We start from the raw sequence: 16,540 nt of genomic DNA, 5'->3' as shown, positions 1-16,540 counted from the left end.
GCGGATGGCAAGCTGGGCTTCAGTGTGAGCGTTGCTGGTAACGAACTTGCGGCTGACTCAGACAAGACCATTGAAGCGAAAGTGACTGTCACAGACAACGCTGGTAACACAGCCAGCCAGTCTACACAGTTGACCTACACACTGGACCTGACGCCACCTAAGGCAGAGATTGCCTTGGATGCTAACTTTGGTGGTGATGGCATCATCAACATTGAAGAAGCCAAAGCGACTTCCTCGATTCCTGTGACTGGTACAGTGGGTGGTGACGCTAAAGTTGGTGATCCCGTGATTGTGACGATCAACAACAAAGATTACCCAACGACTGTAATCACCCGTGCGGATGGCAAGCTGGGCTTCAGTGTGAGTGTTGCCGGTAACGAACTTGCCGCTGACTCAGACAAGACCATTGAAGCGAAAGTGACTGTCACAGACAACGCTGGCAACACAGCCAGCCAGTCTACACAGTTGACCTACACGCTGGACCTGACGCCACCCGTCGCCACTATTGCGCTCGATGCTAACTTTGGTGGCGATGGTATTATCAATATTGCTGAATCTCAACCAGGTGTTAATCAGCCAGTGACTGGTACTGTAGGCGGTGAAGCCAAGCTTGGTGATCCAGTGGTAGTCACGATTAATGGCAAAGATTATCTGACAACAGTGGTGACTCGTGCAGACGGTAAACTAGGCTTCAGCGTTAGCGTGCCTGGTAGCGAATTAGTGGCAGATAGTGACAAAACGATTGACGCTAAAGTCTCTACAACAGACTCAGCAGGCAACGTAGGTGTTGCAACTACTCAACTTACCTATACTGTCGATGTCACTGCACCAAACAAACCAACTATCGACAACATTTACGATGACTTCGGTACAAACACAGGCAATATCCCTAGTGGTGGCGTAGCTGATGACCCAACCCCAACTTTGAGTGGTAGGGCTGAAGCTGGTAGCACCGTGACTGTTTATGACGGCAAAAATGCGATTGGTACAGCTATCGCTGACAAAAATGGTAACTGGACCTTTACACCATCGACTGATATTGCTAAAGGCTTGCATAACTACACGGTGACTGCAACAGACAACGCTGGCAACACCAGTGTGCCAAGCGATAACTATGCTTACACTTTGAACCAGTCACCAGTGTTTGTGACTTTAGATGGTAGTGCCACTGTGTCTGAAGACGGTTTGCCAAATGGTGTTCTTGATCAAGGTGAGCCTTCAAACATTATTGCATCTGGTGATTTAGGTATCTCAGATCCAAATGGTGATCTGCAGAGTGTGACATTGACTGCACCAACTCAAACCTATACATCTGGCGGCGTGGCAATTACCTGGGCTGGAAGCAACACCGGGACGCTGATCGGTTCTGCTAATGGTCAGGAAATCTTGCGCATATCCATTGATAACTCAGGCAAGTACGCTGTCAAGTTGTCAGGTCCGCTGGATCACCCTGCTCAAGGTGAAGATACGCTTGCATTGAAGTTTGGTGTAAATGCTAAAGACACTGATACAACGACTTCTGGTTCTATCACTGTCAATGTCGTTGATGATGCACCAATTGCCACCAATCAGACAGTCACTGCACAAGGCGACAAAGGCACAAACATTATGTTTACCATTGATGTCTCTGGCAGTATGGCGATCAAAGACGGCGTAAACGGCGACTCGCGTCTGGACAGTGAAGTTAAATCAATTAACACCTTGTTGGATCAATATGGTGCATTAGGAAGTGATGTAAGGGTCATGATTGTGACCTTCTCTGATGGGTATAGCCAAAAAACCTCTAGTTGGGTAACGATTGCTGAAGCTAAACAGGTGTTAGCGTCATTAAAAACAATCTCAGGTACCAATTACGATGCTGCGTTGGATGGTACAAAAGCGGCATTCAATTCTACCGGTAAAATTGCAGGTGGCCAAAATGTAGGCTACTTCTTCTCAGATGGTGAGCCTAACTCTGGGAGAGAGGTTGGTGATACCGATAGGCAGGCATGGGAAGCTTTCCTGAAAGCCAACAATATCAATGAGTACGCAATTGGTGTTGGCGGTAGCGTTTCTGCAACCCAAGTGGCTAATAGCATGAATCAGGTGGCATATAACGGTGCGACTGGCAATGATACTGATGCTATTCAGGTGTCAAACTTTGCCCAACTGGATGGCGTATTAAGCCAGACTGTACCAACGGCTGTTTCAGGTTCATTGACGACAGGGGGTGGTTTCGGGGCTGATGGTGGTTACGTTAAATCGGTGTCGATTGAAGGTACCACTTATACTTTTGATGCGAAAACGGGTGCAATTGCAGTCGCAGGCACTAATAACAGCGCATACGATGCCACGACGCATCAACTGACCGTTAACACGACTGCTGGTCGCTTTGTGGTTGATATGGATGACGGTAAATATAGCTTTACTCCAGGTCAAACCAAGGTCACGCTGATTAATACGACATTTGATGCCAACGGCAGCAGTCAGCAAACCCCAGTACCTTTGGGTTGGTTTACTGATAACAAGAGCGGTACGATTGAGATCATGCCGAGCACGATTTATGGCCTGTCTGCAAGCTATGGCAATGTGCTTGAGATTGAGAATTACAAAGGTGATGGAAACTTGTACACCTACATCAATCCAGCTAAAGATGCTACCGTGACTTTAAGTTTTGATTATGCAGCGCGTGCTGGTCATACAGCAGGGATTGATTCTGCTATTCAGGTGATTGTGAATGGTAAAGTCATTGATACGGTGAACACTGGCAACCTGACGATGAGTAACTTCTCTTACAGCTTTACTGGTACGGGTAGCCAGATGCGTGTGGAGTTCAAGTCTGTGGATACCAACAGCACTGGTGGCTTGCTTGATAATATCAAAATCACGACATCAAGTACCACACAACCGGCTGACAGCACCAAAGTCACTTACACCCTGAGTGACAAGGATGGCGACACCAGCACTGCTGATTTGACGCTCAATGTGGCGAAAAATAATACCTATACACCCACCCCGCAAGTGGCTCCGGATGTATCGACTGCGGTAAGCGCAGCAGGCTTAATTACATTGCCAGGCTTGTTAAATGTTGATTTGCTGGATTTCTCTAGCCGCCAGAGCTTCACTGCAAGTGATGCCAATAACAACATTACTAACGTCAATATTGCGTTCAATGCTGGGATTGGTGTGATCATCAGCTCTACACTGATGAGTTACTCGCAACTTGTGGCTAATGAGTTGGGCTTAAGCGTCAGTTATACCCAAACCAGTGGTTTATTTGGTTTGGCTGGCGCGCGGAGCAACATGGAAATTACGGCTGCTGATGGTGGCACGATAGATAACCTTGCTTTGAATGAGTTCCTGTCAACAGTCAAAGTCAATCAGCAATTACTTGGTGTGAATGCATTCGAGAGTTTGAAAATCACTGCAACGGACAGTACTGGCCTGCAAGATAGTGCAAGTGCAGGCGACCTGCTCAATATTAGTCTGTTGAGTAGCAATAACACTACGCCAATTATCGGTGGTGGTGAGGGTGATGACATTGTTAACGGTACCTCCGGCAATGATATTATCTACGGCTATGCAGGTAATGACACGCTGAATGGCGGTGATGGCAACGACATCCTGCGTGGCGGAGCAGGTGATGACAAGCTGAATGGCGGTAATGGCAACGATATCCTGATCGGTGGTAAAGGCAACGATACCCTGACCGGCGGCGCGGGTGTGGATGTGTTCAAGTGGGATCAAGGCGATGATGGTGCTGCTGGATCTCCTGCACTTGACACAATCAAAGACTTTAATAAAGCCGCGGTCAGCCAAGGTGGGGATGTATTGGATATCCGTGATTTGTTGCAAGGTGAAAATCCAAACAACTTGGTCAACTACATGCACTTCGAGAAATCAGGCAGCGATACCATTATTCATATCAGTTCGAATGGTGGCTTTGCTAATGATGCACACAATGTTTCAGGTGCATTCAATAGTGGTCAAGAAACGCAGACCATTGTGGTGGCTGGTGTCGATTTAACCAACGGCCAAACCAGCGATGCAGCCGTGATCGCAAACCTGCTGACACAGCAAAATATTGTTGTGGATCACTAATCGCAGCAGTATTGCTAATAGCAGTTCAAGAGCGACCCTTGTGGTCGCTCTTTTTTTATTCAGCGTTTGGGTTTGATACAGGCAATAAAAAAGAGCGCTGCTTGAGCGCTCTATTTAGAGACTGAGTTTGCGTTGTTATAGCGCCAGCATATCTACAAACGCATTCACAGCAGTGGCTTCCAGCTTGGCCTGATCCTGACACAAGGCCAAAATGTCGGCTTGTCTTGATGTGTCAAAGCGACGTGCCAGATTGGTTTTGAATTTCTTCACCAGTTCCGGGATGCCTTCGCCACGGCGGCGGCGATGGCCAATCGGGTATTCCACCGCAATGTTGCTGGATTGCGTGCCATCCTTAAAGAAAATCTGAATGGCATTGGCAATGGAACGTTTTTCCGGATCCAGATAGTCATGCGTATATTCTGCTTTTTCGACGCAAGTCATCTTGTCACGCAGTGCATCTATGCGTGGATCAGCGGCTGCGGCATCTTCGTAATCCTGTGCAGTTAAACTTCCTTTGAGCAAACCAACGGCTGCCATATATTGAATACAATGGTCGCGGTCAGCAGGGTTATCCAACGGGCCGGTTTTATCGATGATGCGAATGGCGGACTCGTGTGTGGTGATAATAATCTTGTCGATGTTGGCAATGTCTTCCAGGGTTTGCAGACGGCTGCCCACTTCCTTGTTGAGCTGGAAAGCGCACTCCACCGCTGTTTGCGCATGAAATTCGGCCGGGAACGAGATTTTGAACAATACCTGTTCCATCACATAGCTGCCGTAAGGGCGCTGGAACTTGAAGGCATTACCTTTGAACAAGACGTCATAAAAGCCCCAGGTTTTGGCTGTGAGTGCACTTGGGTAGCCCATTTCACCTTGCAAGGTCATCCAGGCCAGACGCACCGCTCGCGAGGTGGCATCGCCTGCCGCCCAGGATTTACGTGAACCGGTGTTTGGACTATGACGGTAGGTACGCAAGCTTTGACCATCAACAAAGGCATTAGACACAGCATTGATAATATCTTGTTTGTTACCCCCCAGTAATTTGGTCACAACAGCGGTAGAGGCAATTTTAACCAGAATGACGTGGTCCAGACCCACTCTGTTAAAGCTGTTTTCCAGGGCCAGTACGCCCTGAATTTCATGCGCCTTGATCATGGCGGTGAGTACGTCTTTCATAGTCAATGGCGCTTTGCCTTCGGCCACATTTTTGCGCGACATGTAATCCGCTGAAGCCAGAATCCCGCCCAGGTTGTCAGACGGATGTCCCCATTCTGCGGCCAGCCAGGTGTCATTAAAATCCAGCCAGCGGATCATGGCGCCAATATTAAAAGCGGCCAGGATAGGGTCCAGCTGATAAGGGGTGCCGGGAATTTTGGCGCCATTCGGCACAACCGTACCGGCAATCACGGGGCCTAGTAATTTGGTACAGGCTGGATAATCCAGTGCCTCGAAACCACAGCCCAGCGTATCCATCAGGCAGTTGCGGGCGGTATCGTAAGCTTCATGAGAGTTGATTTCAAAATCTGCCACGTAGTTGGCGATATCTACAATGACTTGATCGGGATCGGGACGTACATTAGAAATATGGGCGGACATAAGAGATTCTTTCAAGTAAAAATTTAAGCAACAGAGGCTACAGCAGAGTTTTCTCTGTGCTCTCTGAGTCCTCTGTGGCTAAAAAATGGGTAAGACTAACGTTTGTCTAAAGGCACAAACGCTCTGTTATCCGGGCCGTTATACTCTGCATTCGGGCGAATAATCTTGTTATCGATACGCTGCTCTATGGCATGCGCGACCCAGCCGGTGGTGCGCGAAATCACAAAAATTGGCGTGAACATGCCAGTTGGAATCCCCATCATGTGGTAGCTGGATGCGCTATACCAGTCCAGGTTGGGGAACATCTTTTTCTCGTTCCACATGATTTCTTCAATGCGGGCAGAGATGTCAAACAGCTGCATATTGCCGGCATCTTCACACAGTGACTTGCTGACGGCTTTGATCGACTCATTGCGTGGATCGGCAATGGTATACACGGGATGGCCAAAGCCAATAATGATTTCTTTGCGCGCCATACGAGCCTTGATATCTGCTTCAGCTTCATCTGGTGTTTGGTAACGCTCAATAATCTCCATGGCGGCTTCATTGGCGCCACCATGTTTGGGCCCCCGTAGTGCGCCAATGGCACCGGTGACGCAAGAATACAAGTCGGAGAGGGTGCCAGCAATCACGCGTGAGGTGAAGGTGGAGGCGTTAAATTCATGTTCGGCATAGAGCACCAGTGAGGTATTCATGGCCTTGATATGCAGCTCGGATGGTTTTTTGCCATGCAGGAGATGCAGGAAGTGCGCCGCGATAGAGTCGTCATCAGTTTCTACCTCAATACGTACACCGCGATGGCTAAAGTGGTACCAGTAAATGAGGATAGAGCCGAAACAGGCAATCAAGCGGTCCCCCAGAGCTTGTGCGCCAGCAGTATTGCGGTCGGTAGCTTCTGGTTCCAGTGTCCCCAGCATCGAGCAGCCTGTGCGCATCACATCCATTGGATGCGCATTGGCTGGAATCTGTTCCAGTACGGCTTTAAGTGCACTGGGCAGGCCGCGTAGCTTTTTGAGCTTTTGATGATAAGCAGTGAGTTGTGGTTGGGTGGGCAGCTCACCGTGAATCAGCAAATAAGCGACTTCTTCAAACGTGGCATGTTTAGCCAGTTCGATGATATCGTAACCGCGGTAATGCAGGTCATTACCGCTATGGCCCACGGTACAAATGGCCGTGGTGCCCGCAGCCACACCCGCCAGCGCGACGCCTTTTTTACGCTTGGGCGCTTCGCTAGCCGGGGCCGTGTTGATAGGATCAGTGGTGGTGTTCATAACTAACCTCCTTTATCTCTGGTCGCGTGCGCTTATTTTTTATAAAGCGCGTCTAGTTTCTGTTCAAAAGCGTGATAGCCAAGATGCTCGTACAGGTCCGCACGTGTCTGCATCAAATCCACCACATGCTTCTGTGTGCCATCCTTGCGTACGCGCTGGTACACCTGAAGCGCCGCCTGGTTCATCGCGCGGAAGGCTGACAGTGGGTACAAGACCATGCCAACGCCTGCCGTGGCCAGTTCCTCTACGGTGAATAAAGGGGTGGAGCCAAATTCGGTGATATTGGCCAGTACCGGCACCTTGACGGCTTCGACAAACTGCTGATACATCCCCAGCTCCGTCATCGCTTCCGGAAAAATCATGTCGGCACCTGCTTCTACGCAAGCACAGGCGCGGTCTATGGCAGATTGCAATCCTTCCACCGCCAGCGCATCCGTGCGCGCCATGACCACGAAGTCATCATAGGGCTTGGCATCGACGGCAGCTTTTACCCGGTCTACCATTTCCTCCAGGCTCACAATCGCCTTGTTGGGGCGGTGCCCGCAACGCTTGGCGCTGACCTGATCTTCAATATGCACCGCTGCAGCCCCTGCTTTGGCAACGCTTTTAATGGTACGGGCAATGTTAAATGCCCCGCCAAAACCGGTATCAATATCAACCAGCAAAGGCGTGTCGACCGCGTCGGTAATGCGGCGCACATCGACCAGGACATCTTCCAGACCAGAAATCCCCAAGTCAGGCAGGCCTAAAGAGCCAGCGGCCACACCACCGCCAGACAGGTAGATGGCCTTAAACCCAGATTGTGTGGCGAGCATGGCGTGGTAGGCATTGATGGCACCTATGATTTGTAGTGGCTTTTCGGCGACCAGCGCCGCGCGGAAACGTGCACCTGCTGTATTGATTTGTTGCATATTAAACCTTTATCTTTAAGCCACAGAGAACACAGAGGTCACAGAGAGATACATCAAACCGAATGAAAAATGTCTCAGATTTTCTCTGTGTGCTCAGTCAGCGCTGTGGCTAAGTATTAAAAGAACGCGTGTTCAGCATCTTCTGGCATGGCCACACCCGTTTGCTTGGCTTTTTGCAAGACCTCCCAGAAGTAGCGATAGGTAGCGCGGTCATGCAATTCACCTGCATATTGGATCGGCCCCCAGTCAGCGGCCTGTGCTGCCAGCAAAATGTTGGCGGCATCCGTCACTTCGTCATAATTCGGTTTCATGGCATCAACGATGGCCTGAATTTGTGTCGGGTAGATACTCCACATGCGCATAAAGCCAAACTCATTGCGCGCGCGTGCGGCGTCGCTAAAGGTCACTTCCACATTTTTGAGATCCAGCGTCACGTTATGGGCAGGCACGACACCATTTGCCAGTGCTGCGGAGACCACTTCCGTTTTAGCACGCGCCAGCAGGCGGTGATCAAACTGGCCAGGGCTGCGCATTGCGGCCGCAGGGATGGCGCCGTGGTGGGCGCTGACAAAGTCCATCAGGCCAAAGTCCAGCACTTGCAACCAGGGCAGTTGTGCAATCTCGTGCACTTGGCGCAGGGCGCCATGGGTTTCAATCAGGATATGCACAGGGATTTCGCGGCGTATGCCATGTTGTTTGGCAACTTCTTGAATATAGCCGATCATTTCACGGGCTTGCGCGATGTCGGTACATTTAGGGATCGTCAGGTAACTCAAGACTTCACCGGCCCCCCCCACCAAAATATCGATATCTTTTTTCCAGTGCGGATGCGTATAGTCGTGAATGCGTGCCCCCGCCATCTTGTATTGGTTGGCAGCAGAATTCAGCACACGCACGATCATTTCCGCATGCGCCTGCTCCTGGCCGCTGGCAGCGCCGTCTTCACAGTCGCAGGTGATGTCAAACACAGGACCGACCGCATTGGGGTTGGCCGGGTCTTGCAAGGACAAGGCTTTCAAAATCAGCTTTTCGCTGCCTGCAAAATGCTCACAAGCCGGGATCACCGGAAAGGGTTTTTCGCCACCAAAGAGCGCCTGGTTAGGATGAACGGCCATGGTTAGTTTCCTTTTCGTGGAATTAAAACGGTGTAATCAAGGTCGAGTACCACATTAGGGTGGTAGCCCTGTGAGGTCTTGATGTTCTCAACATGATCTGGCGGAATATTCTTGAGGCCGATCATGCGTAGTCTGAGGGCGCCGAGCTGCGGGTGAGGCAGGGTCCATTGATCCAGCACTTCCGTCATGCAGTAAATCGTGTCGCCTGCGTAGCTGGGGTTGGCATGTGTGCCGCCATTAATCGCCGCAATCGACAGCGCGTTTTCCAGGCCTTCAAAGCTCAATGCACGGCAGGCGGAAATCACCACGCCGCCATAAACCAAGCGCAAGCCTTGTGGCGTGGATTGCATCAGATGAGCATCAAAATGCAGTCTGGCATTGTTTTGGTACAAATGGGTAGCCAGCGTATGATCGCTGTCGTTAATGGTGAGGCCAGCGGGATGGCGCAAACGTTCGCCTACGGAGTAGTCTTCCCAGAAGTAACGGCCACCGGTAGCCACCGCGATTTCCTGATGCACATTAAACGGGGCGGGCAGACGCAGGTCCTTGGCGGCGACAAAGGCTGGCAAGTCAGGGATCACAGTCTCCGGCGCTGGGGCAGCCAGATTTTTCTTGTGCACCATTACCCAGCGCACCCAGCTTAAAACCGGTTGCTGGTCTTGATTGACCGAGGTCGAGCGTACCCAGACCACGCCATTTTTGCCACTTGAGTTTTGCTTGAGGCCGATCACTTCGCTGGAGGTGGTCAAGGTGTCACCGACAAATACCGGCTGGATAAACCGCACATCGGCATATCCCAGGTTTGCCACGGCATTGACCGAGATATCCGGTACCGTTTTGCCAAACGCGATATGAAAAGCCAGCAGGTCATCAATGGGCATCTGCGCATAGCCCAACGACAAGGCAAACGGTGCGCTGCAATGCAACGGATTGCGTGCGCCTGTCAGCGCGATATATAGCGCTGTGTCGCCGCTGGTGATGGTGCGCGGCGTCGCATGCGGGATGACTTCGCCCAGCTTGAAGTCTTCAAAAAAACGCCCGGCGTTGATTTTGCCTGTCATGTTGATTCCTTAAATGAATTCTTCTTCTAGCTCTGCAATCGCTTCTGATAATTTGATGAGTCGTTGCGCAGCTTTAATATGGTGGTGTTCCACCAGTTTGTCGTTGACCACGACCGTTCCTTTACCGCCTTCGTTTGCCTCTTTCAGGGCTTTAATAATCAACCTTGCATGTTCGACCTCAGACCTTTGCGGGGTATACGCATCATTGCAATAAGCAATTTGCGCTGGATGCACCAGTGACTTGCCATCCATGCCTATGTCGCGCCCCAGGCGGCAGGCATATTCAAACGAATGCATGTTCTTAAAATCAGACGTAATGCCATCAATCACGCCTTTGCCATACGCACGCGCCGCCAGAATGACCAGCGATAAGGAGGTGAGGATGGCAGAGCGTTCATGCGTTACACGTGCATGCAGTTGCGAAATGAGGTCAGAGGTGGCCATCACCATACAGATCACGCGCTCAGAGGCGGCCGCAATTTCCTTAGCGTTTAATACTGCCAGCGGGCTCTCTATCATCACCATCATCGGCACATCCTTGCCACCGGCATCATCCAGCAGCTGTTGTGCCTGCAACACGTCTTCGCGAGACTCGATATTGGGGAACAGAATGGCATCTGCGCCAATATTGGCCACTGCCTTGATATCGTCATGCCCCCAAATCGAGTGCAGATCATTGACGCGCACCACCACTTCACGTTTGCCATAGCCACCTTGCTTGACGGCATTAACAACGTTCTCCCGTGATTGCACTTTGACATCCACCAGAATCGGGTCGCCCAGATCCAGAATGACGGAATCGGCCGCTAATGTGCGCGCACGCTCCAAATAGTGCTGATTACAGCCAGGGACATATAGCATCGAGCGTCGTGGTCTGAGTGCATATGACATGGGTTTTCCTTTGTTGCAGCGAGAATTGAATTCATTATTCATGAATAAAAAAACTCTGTCAACAAATATCTTATGTCTTATATAAGATATAAAATAGTAGACAACAAAAAAGCGCTGTGATATAAATTGAATAACTAATTTTTTGGCGTCTTGTGATGCCTGCAAGTGTGGAGTCAAGGATATGGATAAACAAGTCGGATCGGCCAGCTACAGACCGTTATATGACCAGATTAAGGTGTTGATCACCCAGAGTCTGATTGGTGGGGAGTGGCGCCCGGGGGACATGATCCCGAGTGAGATTGATTTGGCTCAGCGTTACAAGGTCAGTCAGGGCACGGTGCGCAAGGCAATAGATAGTCTGGCTACTGAAAATATCCTGATTCGTCGCCAGGGCAAGGGTACGTTTGTCGCGACCCACAATCAGGATGATGTGAAATTACGCTTTTTGCGTCTGACTGCGGAAACCGGCCAAAAAGAATTGTTACAGAATGAGTTTATCTCCTGTATTAAAAGCAAAGCCAGTGTGCATATCGGTAAGGTGCTGGAAATGAAGGCGGGCGCGACCACCATAGAGGTCAAGCGCTTGCTGACTTTTTCCGGTAGACCTCTGATTTATGACCACATTATTGTGCCCGCTGCGCCATTCAAAGGCTTGAATCGCGCCAAGGTGGAAGAAAGCAATGGCTCTATGTACAGCATGTATGAGTCGCAGTTTGGCATACGCATGATCCGTGCTGAAGAGCGGATCAAAGCGGTGGCCGCAGATGCTGAAGTGGCGAAAGCCCTGGGGCTGAAAGAGGGATATCCGCTGCTGAGCATAGAGCGCGTGTCGTTCACCTATGGCGATAAGCCAATGGAGTGGCGGTTAGGTTTGTGCCTGACCGATGACCACCACTACATGAGTGAATTGGAATGATTGAAAAATCTTCATCAGCGGCGTTGAGCTGCGCATGTCCGTCTGGCTGCTGAAGTTTTTGAATTATTCGGGATAAAAGAAATGACTTTTGAAAACATATTTTCGCGTTGTTGGGCTTCGCTAGCCTAGCCAACATGTATTTTGAAAAGTCTTGGTCGACGCAAAGACTGGTGAATAGAAAGAGGTTTATGAATGGATGACTTGAAAAAACGCGCGCTGGACTACCACCAGTTTCCCAAGCCGGGCAAGCTGAGCGTGGAGTCGTCCAAGCCATGCGCAACGCAACAGGATTTATCCCTGGCCTACACGCCAGGGGTGGCCGCGCCAGTACTCGAAATTGAGGCTGATCCTGCCAATGCCTACAAATATACCAACAAGGGAAATTTGGTGGCGGTGATCACCGATGGCACAGCCGTACTCGGACTGGGCAACGTCGGTGCTTTGGCCGGCAAGCCGGTGATGGAAGGCAAGGGCGTGCTGTTTAAACGCTTTGCAGATATTGATGTGTTTGATATCGAAGTCAATGCCGCCACGCCTGACGAGTTTATCCAGACTGTCGTCAATATCGCGCCGACTTTTGGCGGGATCAATCTGGAAGATATCGCTGCCCCGCACTGTTTTTATATTGAATCCGAACTGAAAAAACGCCTGGATATTCCGGTGTTTCATGATGACCAGCATGGTACGGCCGTGATTGTGGCAGCAGCCTTGTTAAATGCGCTTGAGCTCCAAGGCAAAACCTTGCCCCGCGCCAAAATTGTGTTTTTAGGTGCGGGTGCGGCGGGTTGCTCATGTGCCAAGTTGCTTAAGCTGATGGGTGCCACCGATATCACCATGGTGGATCGCAAAGGCGTGCTCGATTTGGCGCGGGATGACTTGCATGACAACAACCGTGCGTTGGCGATTGCGGCTGGCAAGGTGAGCTCGCTGGCCGAGGCCATGCAGGGCGCAGATGTATTTATCGGGGTGTCGGCCAAGAATGGCTTGCCAGCAGAGCTGGTGGCCAGTATGGCGGCCAAACCGGTGATTTTTGCACTGGCCAATCCAGATCCTGAAATTTTACCCAGCCAGGTTTTCGCAGTGCGTGATGACGTGATTATGGCCACTGGCCGCAGTGATTTCCCGAATCAGGTCAACAACGCCTTGTGTTTCCCTTATTTGTTCCGTGGTGCGCTGGATGCCAAGGCCAAACAGATTACCGAGCAGATGAAAGTGGCGGCAGCAAAAGCGCTCAGTCAACTTGCGCGCGAGCCTGTGCCGCAGCAAGTGCTGGAGGCGTACCAGTTAACGTCTTTATCGTTTGGCAAGGAATACATTATTCCCAAGCCGTTTGATCCACGCTTGATGGAATACGTGGCCGGTGCAGTGGCACGTGCAGCGCAGGCAGACGAGTAGCAGCATGATTGTTAAAAAGCAGAAAAAACAGCGGCCCAAGAATCTGGATTTATTTACGATCCGGCTGCCGGTCAATGCCGTGGTGTCTATCATGCATCGGGCCAGTGGCGTCGCACTGTTTTTGATTCAGCCATTGCTTTTATGGACCTTGTATCTGTCATTGTCTAGCGCTGCTGGCTATCAAAGCGTGGCCGGCCAATTGCAAACATGGCCAGTCAAGTGTCTGGTCACGGGCTTGGCCTGGGCGTTTTTTCATCATTTTTATGCAGGTATTCGTCATCTGGCGATGGATGTGCATTGGATGACCACCCTGCAAAAGGCAAGGTTCTCCAGCCGCGTTGTGCTGGGACTGGTGGCATTCACCATGTTGTGGATGTTATGGGCGATTTGGGGCTGAGTCAGCATGCTATTTGAACTGCTTACGGCGAAATACCCTGGCATGCGTCGCTGGCTGACGCAGCGGCTGTGTGCCTTGTCCATGGCCTTTGGGCTGTTGTTATTCTGCATGCGGCTGCTGTGGTTGTCGCCAGCAAGTTATCACGACTGGGTGGCCTTGTTTGCGCCCTGGTGGTGGCGCCTGCTGACACTGTGGTTTTTTATCTGCATGTTACTGCATGCGTGGCTGGGTGTGCGTGATGTGCTGCGGGATTACGTGCCGCATCTGGGCGTACGGTCCGTGCTGCAACGATTGGTAGATATTGCGGTGTGGGGAAATGCACTCGCAGTATTGTGGATTTTATTTGGAATGAAGATTTAAGGTGAATGGCATGACCAAGACAGCGCAGGGGACAGGTGCAAGCAAACTACAGCATCATCAGGTAGATGCAGTCATCGTCGGCGGTGGTGGGGCTGGCTTGCGTGCGGCATTGCAGCTGGCGGAATCCGGCGCCGATGTCGCTGTGCTGTCCAAAGTGTTCCCCACCCGTTCACATACCGTGGCGGCACAAGGCGGCATTGCCGCCGCGCTCGGTAATGTGTCTGATGACAACTGGTTGTGGCATATGTATGACACCATCAAGGGTTCGGACTACCTGGGCGACCAGGATGCGATTGAGTTTATGTGCCGGAACGCGGCCAAGGCCATTATTGAACTGGAGCACTTTGGCATGCCGTTCGACCGCCTCGAAAATGGCCGCATCTTTCAGCGCCCGTTTGGCGGCATGACCCGCAATTTTGGCGAGCAAGCGATTTCGCGGACCTGTGCTGTGGCGGACCGTACCGGCCATGCCATGCTGCATACGCTGTATCAGCGCAACGTCAAGGCCAACACTCAATTCCTGATTGAGTGGTTTGCCCTGGACCTGATTCGGGATGCCGATGGAGATATCTTGGGCGTGATTGCGCTCGAAATCGAAACCGGCGACATTCATGTGATTCATGCCAAAGCCACCATGCTGGCCACGGGTGGCGGTGGCCGCATCTTCCAGGCCAGTACCAATGCTTATATCAATACGGGGGATGGCTTGGGCATGGCCGCGCGCGCAGGGCTGCCGTTGCAAGATATGGAGTTCTGGCAGTTTCACCCCACCGGGGTATTGAATGCCGGCGTATTGATTACCGAAGGCGTGCGTGGCGAGGGCGGTTATCTGGTGAATAGCGAGGGCGAGCGTTTTATGGAGCGCTATGCGCCCAATGCCAAAGACCTGGCCAGCCGCGATGTGGTGTCACGTGCCATGGCGACCGAGATTAAAGAAGGCCGCGGCGTTGGCAAGCATAAAGACGCGGTGTACCTCAAACTAGATCATTTAGGGGAAGACATCATCAGCAAACGCTTGCCTGGCATCCGCGAGATTGCCAAAACCTTTGCCGGTGTAGACCCAACCCAGGCGCCTATCCCGGTGGTGCCGACCGCGCATTACATGATGGGTGGCGTGCCCACCAATCTGGATGGTCAGGTTGTGGTACATGACGGCCAGTCTGAGCGTGTCGTCAATGGTTTGTATGCGGTGGGCGAATGTGCCTGCGTCTCTGTGCATGGCGCCAATCGTCTTGGCTCTAACTCTTTACTGGATCTGGTGGTGTTTGGCAAAGCGGCAGGTGACAAAATGGCGGTGGAGATTGCTGCCAACCGTGCGCACAAGCCGCTGCCAGCGAATGTCGCGGATGCAACGCTGGCACGCGTTAACCGCCTTGAAAATGGTGGGGGCGAGAAAGTGGCTGAGGTGGGCTTGGCGATGCGCCAGACCATGCAAAAACATTGCGGGGTATTCCGTTTTCCTGACTTGCTGGCCGACGGCGTAGACGCCATCAAGCAAGTGGCCCAGCGTGCCTGGCAGTTAAGAATTGCTGATACAAGCAAGGTGTTTAACACGGCCAGGGTCGAAGCACTGGAGCTGGATAACCTGATGGAGGTGGCACTGGCAACCATGCAAGCGGCCCATGCGCGTCAGGAAAGCCGCGGCGCCCATGCCCGTGAGGATTATCCCGAGCGTGACGATACGCATTGGCTCAGTCATTCGCTGTATTTTTCCCATGAGCAAAAGCTGGTGTACAAGCCAGTGCGCCTCAAACCATTGACCGTAGAACCATTCGAGTTGAAGAAAAGGGTGTATTGATATGCGTTTCTCTATTTACCGGTTTAATCCCGACGTAGACAAAAAACCCTATATGCAGGACTACGAGGTCACGCTGGAAGACAGTGACCAGATGTTATTGGACGCGCTGATGCGGATTAAAGAACTGGACGAAACGCTCAGTATGCGCAAGTCCTGCCGTGAAGGTGTGTGTGGCAGTGATGCCATGAATATCAACGGCAAAAATGGCCTGGCCTGCATTACCAAACTCAGTGATCTGCAAGAACCTGTGGTATTGCGTCCCATGCCTGGCTTGCCTGTGATTCGCGATCTGGTCGTGGATATGACGCAATTCTTTGATAACTATCATTCGGTGATGCCTTATTTGCAAAACCACGACACGCCGCCGGAAACCGAGCGCCTGCAAAGCCCGGAAGACCGTGCCAAGCTGGATGGCTTGTATGAGTGCATTTTGTGTGGGGCTTGTACAACCTCTTGCCCCAGCTTCTGGTGGAATCCGGACAAATTTGTCGGTCCGGCAGGGCTGATGCAGGCTTACCGCTTTATTGCCGATAGCCGTGACCAGGAACAGGATGCGCGGTTGGAGAATCTGGAAGACCCTTACCGTTTGTATCGTTGCCACAACATCATGAACTGTACCGATGTCTGTCCGAAAAAGCTGAATCCAAACGCTGCCATTGCAGCGATTAAAGACCTCAAGATCGAAAAAGCCAAGGCCCATCAAGACAGCAAACCGGGCAAGAAGATTTTTGGCATCAAGGTGTTATAGG

Annotated in this window: 13 protein-coding genes; 7 read left to right on the top strand and 6 right to left on the bottom strand. The window is 51.4% G+C overall.

Annotated features, from left to right (window positions below; all coding sequences use genetic code 11):
* Window positions 1–4,080, top strand: a 4,080-nt coding sequence (locus tag ACFQ1T_RS14205) for an Ig-like domain-containing protein (protein WP_379077971.1), incomplete at its 5' end; no start/stop codon positions are given.
* 135 nt (window positions 4,081–4,215) lie between these two features.
* On the opposite strand, the gene ACFQ1T_RS14200 is transcribed toward ACFQ1T_RS14205, so the two are convergent.
* The 6 genes from ACFQ1T_RS14200 to ACFQ1T_RS14175 form a co-directional block, all read right to left on the bottom strand.
* On the bottom strand, window positions 4,216–5,676 hold the full coding sequence (locus ACFQ1T_RS14200) for a bifunctional 2-methylcitrate dehydratase/aconitate hydratase (RefSeq protein ID WP_379077969.1): 1,461 nt from the start codon (window positions 5,674–5,676) through the stop codon (window positions 4,216–4,218).
* 95 nt (window positions 5,677–5,771) lie between these two features.
* Window positions 5,772–6,947 (bottom strand): bifunctional 2-methylcitrate synthase/citrate synthase, encoded by a 1,176-nt coding sequence (gene prpC, locus ACFQ1T_RS14195; RefSeq protein ID WP_338657404.1) that lies wholly within the window; start codon window positions 6,945–6,947, stop codon window positions 5,772–5,774.
* Window positions 6,948–6,979: 32 nt separating this feature from the next.
* Complete coding sequence (gene prpB / locus ACFQ1T_RS14190) at window positions 6,980–7,858, bottom strand: methylisocitrate lyase (protein ID WP_338657406.1); 879 nt, start codon at window positions 7,856–7,858, stop codon at window positions 6,980–6,982.
* 116 nt (window positions 7,859–7,974) lie between these two features.
* Window positions 7,975–8,973, bottom strand: coding sequence for an HpcH/HpaI aldolase/citrate lyase family protein (locus ACFQ1T_RS14185; protein ID WP_379077965.1), 999 nt, complete (start codon window positions 8,971–8,973; stop codon window positions 7,975–7,977).
* Window positions 8,974–8,975: 2 nt separating this feature from the next.
* On the bottom strand, window positions 8,976–10,034 hold the full coding sequence (locus ACFQ1T_RS14180; protein WP_379077962.1) for a MaoC family dehydratase: 1,059 nt from the start codon (window positions 10,032–10,034) through the stop codon (window positions 8,976–8,978).
* Window positions 10,035–10,043: 9 nt separating this feature from the next.
* Window positions 10,044–10,925 (bottom strand): HpcH/HpaI aldolase/citrate lyase family protein, encoded by an 882-nt coding sequence (locus tag ACFQ1T_RS14175; protein WP_194746978.1) that lies wholly within the window; start codon window positions 10,923–10,925, stop codon window positions 10,044–10,046.
* Between the two features lie 181 nt (window positions 10,926–11,106).
* On the opposite strand from ACFQ1T_RS14175, the gene ACFQ1T_RS14170 reads away from it, so the two are divergent.
* From ACFQ1T_RS14170 to ACFQ1T_RS14145, 6 genes are all read left to right on the top strand, one after another.
* On the top strand, window positions 11,107–11,841 hold the full coding sequence (locus tag ACFQ1T_RS14170; protein ID WP_313988720.1) for a GntR family transcriptional regulator: 735 nt from the start codon (window positions 11,107–11,109) through the stop codon (window positions 11,839–11,841).
* Window positions 11,842–12,033: 192 nt separating this feature from the next.
* Complete coding sequence (locus ACFQ1T_RS14165) at window positions 12,034–13,236, top strand: malic enzyme-like NAD(P)-binding protein (RefSeq protein ID WP_313988722.1); 1,203 nt, start codon at window positions 12,034–12,036, stop codon at window positions 13,234–13,236.
* Window positions 13,237–13,240: 4 nt separating this feature from the next.
* On the top strand, window positions 13,241–13,633 hold the full coding sequence (sdhC, locus tag ACFQ1T_RS14160) for a succinate dehydrogenase, cytochrome b556 subunit (protein ID WP_379077958.1): 393 nt from the start codon (window positions 13,241–13,243) through the stop codon (window positions 13,631–13,633).
* A 6-nt stretch (window positions 13,634–13,639) separates the two neighbouring features.
* Window positions 13,640–13,993, top strand: coding sequence for a succinate dehydrogenase, hydrophobic membrane anchor protein (gene sdhD / locus ACFQ1T_RS14155; RefSeq protein WP_379077956.1), 354 nt, complete (start codon window positions 13,640–13,642; stop codon window positions 13,991–13,993).
* Between the two features lie 10 nt (window positions 13,994–14,003).
* On the top strand, window positions 14,004–15,791 hold the full coding sequence (gene sdhA / locus ACFQ1T_RS14150) for a succinate dehydrogenase flavoprotein subunit (protein ID WP_379077953.1): 1,788 nt from the start codon (window positions 14,004–14,006) through the stop codon (window positions 15,789–15,791).
* A gap of 1 nt (window position 15,792) precedes the next feature.
* Complete coding sequence (locus ACFQ1T_RS14145; protein ID WP_228518643.1) at window positions 15,793–16,539, top strand: succinate dehydrogenase iron-sulfur subunit; 747 nt, start codon at window positions 15,793–15,795, stop codon at window positions 16,537–16,539.
* Window position 16,540 lies beyond the last annotated feature (1 nt).

Source organism: Methylophilus glucosoxydans (genome assembly GCF_042676145.1).
GTDB lineage: Bacteria > Pseudomonadota > Gammaproteobacteria > Burkholderiales > Methylophilaceae > Methylophilus > Methylophilus glucosoxydans.
The sequence above is the reverse complement of the archived record's forward strand: the minus strand, read 5'-3'. Positions and strand labels throughout refer to the sequence as shown.

Excerpts from the sequence above, each read along its gene's own strand:
- ACFQ1T_RS14165 (WP_313988722.1), top strand. The coding sequence starts at position 12,034 with ATGGATGACTTGAAAAAACGCGCGCTGGACTACCACCAGTTTCCCAAG.
- sdhC (WP_379077958.1), top strand. The coding sequence starts at position 13,241 with ATGATTGTTAAAAAGCAGAAAAAACAGCGGCCCAAGAATCTGGATTTA.
- ACFQ1T_RS14185 (WP_379077965.1), bottom strand. The coding sequence starts at position 8,973 with ATGGCCGTTCATCCTAACCAGGCGCTCTTTGGTGGCGAAAAACCCTTT.
- ACFQ1T_RS14200 (WP_379077969.1), bottom strand. The coding sequence starts at position 5,676 with ATGTCCGCCCATATTTCTAATGTACGTCCCGATCCCGATCAAGTCATT.
- sdhA (WP_379077953.1), top strand. The coding sequence starts at position 14,004 with ATGACCAAGACAGCGCAGGGGACAGGTGCAAGCAAACTACAGCATCAT.
- ACFQ1T_RS14175 (WP_194746978.1), bottom strand. The coding sequence starts at position 10,925 with ATGTCATATGCACTCAGACCACGACGCTCGATGCTATATGTCCCTGGC.
- ACFQ1T_RS14145 (WP_228518643.1), top strand. The coding sequence starts at position 15,793 with ATGCGTTTCTCTATTTACCGGTTTAATCCCGACGTAGACAAAAAACCC.
- ACFQ1T_RS14180 (WP_379077962.1), bottom strand. The coding sequence starts at position 10,034 with ATGACAGGCAAAATCAACGCCGGGCGTTTTTTTGAAGACTTCAAGCTG.
- ACFQ1T_RS14170 (WP_313988720.1), top strand. The coding sequence starts at position 11,107 with ATGGATAAACAAGTCGGATCGGCCAGCTACAGACCGTTATATGACCAG.
- prpB (WP_338657406.1), bottom strand. The coding sequence starts at position 7,858 with ATGCAACAAATCAATACAGCAGGTGCACGTTTCCGCGCGGCGCTGGTC.
- sdhD (WP_379077956.1), top strand. The coding sequence starts at position 13,640 with ATGCTATTTGAACTGCTTACGGCGAAATACCCTGGCATGCGTCGCTGG.
- prpC (WP_338657404.1), bottom strand. The coding sequence starts at position 6,947 with ATGAACACCACCACTGATCCTATCAACACGGCCCCGGCTAGCGAAGCG.